The sequence below is a fragment of the Aquisalimonas sp. genome, assembly GCF_007120195.1.
GTDB lineage: Bacteria > Pseudomonadota > Gammaproteobacteria > Nitrococcales > Aquisalimonadaceae > Aquisalimonas.
In genome coordinates, this window is sequence record NZ_SKOG01000058.1 from 1 (window position 1) to 3,333 (window position 3,333).

General features: G+C 66.2%; 4 protein-coding genes. 2 read left to right on the top strand and 2 right to left on the bottom strand.

All coding sequences use genetic code 11. The features are described 5' to 3' along the window. The coding region (locus QZT63_RS04685; RefSeq protein ID WP_290649019.1) for a hypothetical protein at positions 1-917 on the bottom strand (917 nt) is incomplete at its 3' end. Positions 918-1,162: 245 nt separating this feature from the next. On the opposite strand from QZT63_RS04685, the gene QZT63_RS04690 reads away from it, so the two are divergent. After that, positions 1,163-2,146 carry a hypothetical protein gene (locus QZT63_RS04690; RefSeq protein ID WP_290649021.1) on the top strand — a complete coding sequence of 328 codons (984 nt, stop codon included), beginning with the start codon at positions 1,163-1,165 and terminating at the stop codon, positions 2,144-2,146. Positions 2,147-2,208: 62 nt separating this feature from the next. Continuing rightward, a complete protein-coding gene (locus QZT63_RS04695) occupies positions 2,209-2,919 on the top strand; it encodes a tetratricopeptide repeat protein (protein ID WP_290649023.1) in 711 nt (236 codons plus the stop codon). A gap of 148 nt (positions 2,920-3,067) precedes the next feature. On the opposite strand, the gene QZT63_RS04700 is transcribed toward QZT63_RS04695, so the two are convergent. Continuing rightward, a partial coding sequence (locus QZT63_RS04700; RefSeq protein ID WP_290649025.1) for a hypothetical protein occupies positions 3,068-3,333 on the bottom strand: 266 nt, incomplete at its 5' end.

The window sequence follows — 3,333 nt, forward strand, 5'->3', positions numbered from 1 at the left end:
CCAACCGTCGTCTCACTGTCGCTGTCGGAATCGTCGACGAGGAGGGACTCCTCTGTCACGAACGTCAGGTCGAACCCGCACCCCGGCTTGTCCAGATCCGCATATGCCAAGCGGCCATTCACTTCCCCCACTACATGCGAGGCGTCGAGGCTTTGACCGTGTACCACAAGGGCATCGCCACCTGGCCCTTCACCGAAGATGTGGCGTTCCCGCTCGAACTCTCCGTCAAAATTTGCGACCAAGGTAAAATCGCGATCCGGATTACCAGTGAGGTTTCCAAGACGCCCCTCCACGCACCCAGAGCAAGCATACAGAGTTCCCCATGCGGTTAGCTCTCCCTCCGGGCTCTCCACGACGACTTTTCCGGTGAGTTCGGCCAACTGGTCTGAACCTGCGTATCCGCCGAAGCGGAAATGCTCAATCGAAGGCTCAAACGAAGCGTCCTGCGCTAGATCCATTTGGCCATCCATATGGAAACTAAGGCCAGGGCGGTCAACGGTGCAGTCGTCGGCGCGGATCTGCTCGCCGGCGTTCAATGCCGGAACATTGCCGCTCGTATTGAATGGCTCGGGGAAGCCGAGATCGTCCAACCGATAAAGCTTGTTCTCTTCAAGAGTTAGTGTGCCGGAGTCACAGTGGCGTGTCTCCGCGGTCCCGGCTACGCCCTGCGCCACCACTGCAGGCCCATGGGTGCCCTGGAAGGGGGACCCCACTTCCGGGCTTGGGATATCCTGTTCGAAGGTATCTCGCCAGGCCAGTAGGAGTTGCGCCTCGTCCGAGTCGAGGGTGAGGTGCGGGTCCAGGGCCTGCATATCAGGTGAATCGTCGTCTCCGCTTGAGCTAAAGCACCCGCCCGAACTGAGTGCGGCTATGGCCAAAGCTGTGCCCATGAGGGCGTTTGCAGTGTGGTTCTTCATGATTACTCCCTCCGACCGCTCCAGCCGTTCTATAGGCAGTATAAACCGCCTGATTCCTCAGACAGCACGCCCGCTCGCATTCGTCAGCGGCAGAGGTCGGGCGGGCGCGGAGCTGACCGGCGAAATGCCTCTGCGCGCGGCGCCCGAATCCAACCGAGCGCAGGTTCGCCGGCGCACTGATCCCGGCTGTTGGGTGTCAAATACCCCGCGGAAGCGGCTGTGATTGACCCTGGGCTTCTGCAGCAATGGGGAAGTCGGTCAATGACATCCGGGGGTTCGAAGATAGCGTGTGCGTGATGCAGTCTCGCGATAAGGCGGTCCAGCGGGTCGCGAACGTCGCCATCGTCAGCGCCCAGCCGGCGCCGGTGTGCCGCGGCCAACTCGCCCAGTTGCGCGGCAGCGGCGGCATCGGCAAGTCACTGCTGGCCGAGGAATACGCGCTGCGCTTCGGCGCCTTCTGGCCGGGCGGCGTGTTCTGGCTGCGCGCCTACGGCCACAGTGACCGGCCGGAGGAGAGCGCCGCGGCGCTGGCCCAGCGGCGCGAAGACGAATACCGCGACCAGCTCGGCAACTTCGCCCTGGCTCAGGGTGTGGCCATCCGCGAACTGAACACCCGGCAGATCCGCGCCGTGCTCGCCGCGCGGCTGCAGGCGCTGGGGCCCTATCTGTGGATCGTCGATGACCTGCCCGACGGCAACCGGGCCGAGCTGGGGCGCTGGCTGGCGCCGTCGAGCAACGGCCAGACCCTGCTCACCACCCGCTCGCGCCGCCACGACGCCCTGGGCAAGCCCATCGACCTGGGCCTGCTGCCCCCGCCCGACGCCCGCGCCCTGCTCACCCGCGACCACGCCCCGCAGGATGCCGCCGAGCGGGCCGCGGTGGACGCCATTCTCACCCGCCTGGAGGGTCATGCGCTGGCGCTGGACGTGGCCGGCGCCGCCTGCCAGCGGCAAGGTTACCAGGGCTTCCTGGCGCTGGCCGCGCAACTGGCCGGGGAGCTGCCCAACGGCCACAACCCGAACATCGCCGTCACCTTTCTCGGCAGCATTCAGGCGCTGCCGCCCGAGGGACTGGATTTCCTGCGCCTGTGCGCCCAGCTTGCCGCCGCGCCGGTGGAGCGCAGCCTGGTCGCCCGCTGCCTGGCGATCGTCGAGGGGCTGGGGGGGACACACCGCCGAGGACAGCGCCGACCTCGGCATGCACCAGGCCATCAAGGCCTCGCTGGCTGAAGCGGTGCAAGGCCGCCAGGCCGCCACCGTCCACACCCTGATCGTCCGCACCCTACGCCTGCATGATGCTGCCAAGGCCGACCGCCAGCGCGCTGCGCGACGCGGCGCTCTCCGTGCTCGCATCGGACCTGGAACAGGTGACCGACATCCGTCATCACGATGCGCTGCAGGACGCCCTGGCCCACGCCCGGGTGCTGGCCGAACAGCCCGGCACCGCCGCCGAATACGCGCTTATCGGCTGGCTCGGGCGCTATGAGTGGGAGCGCGGCAGCTACCGGGACGCGGAGCGGTTCTATCGCCAGCAGTCCGAGGGGTATACCCGCCTGCTCGGCGAGGAGCACCCCGACACCCTGATATCGATGGGCAACCTGGCCGGGACGCTGCGGGACCAGGGCGATCTCGCCGGCGCGCGGGCCTTGCAGGAGCAGGTGCTGGACGCCTACCGCCGAGTGCTCGGCGAGGAGCATCCCGACACCCTGAGCTTAATGGGCAACCTCGCCCAAACGCTGCAGGATCTCGGCGATCTCGCCGACGCACGCGCCCTGCACGAGCAGGTGCTGGCCGCCCGCCGCCGGGTGCTCGGCGAGGAGCACCCAGACACTTCCATATCCGCCTGGAATCTTTTTATGACCCTGTGTGAAATCCAGGACGACCCGGCGGCACGAGCTACCCTTGAAGCAAACCTGGTCTGGCTCCTGCAGCGCGATCCCGCCACCCTCGCGGCCGATCAGCGCAAGATCCGGGAAATGCTGCAGGAGATACTGAACGGCTAACCCGATTTCCCTGAAGGAACCACCCATGCAACGCGTTGCTTCGTCCTCAGGCCCTTGGCGTTCATTCAGCGGTCTTCACGATGGTTCGGAGCCGGGGTTGCAAATGGACGCTATCCAAAGTACTCAAAGCGCCCAGGCTCGAACATCTTCACGCAGGGCCTCCTCGTAAGCACGCTCGTCGCGCGGGAGCGTGGAACTTGCGCAGATCCATCGGCGCGGACCAACGGTCGGCCACACACGGCTGGGCGAGCACAGCGTCTTGGTCGCCTATGCGCAGGACAGAAACGACGGCCTTGCACAACAGCACGGCATGTTCCTGCTGTATGCGCACGTCATCTGAGCTCAGGGCCTGCGGCCCAATCACCGCGATGACCCGCTCCGAGCCCTCGATGGCGTCGCGGAGCTCCTGGAGGA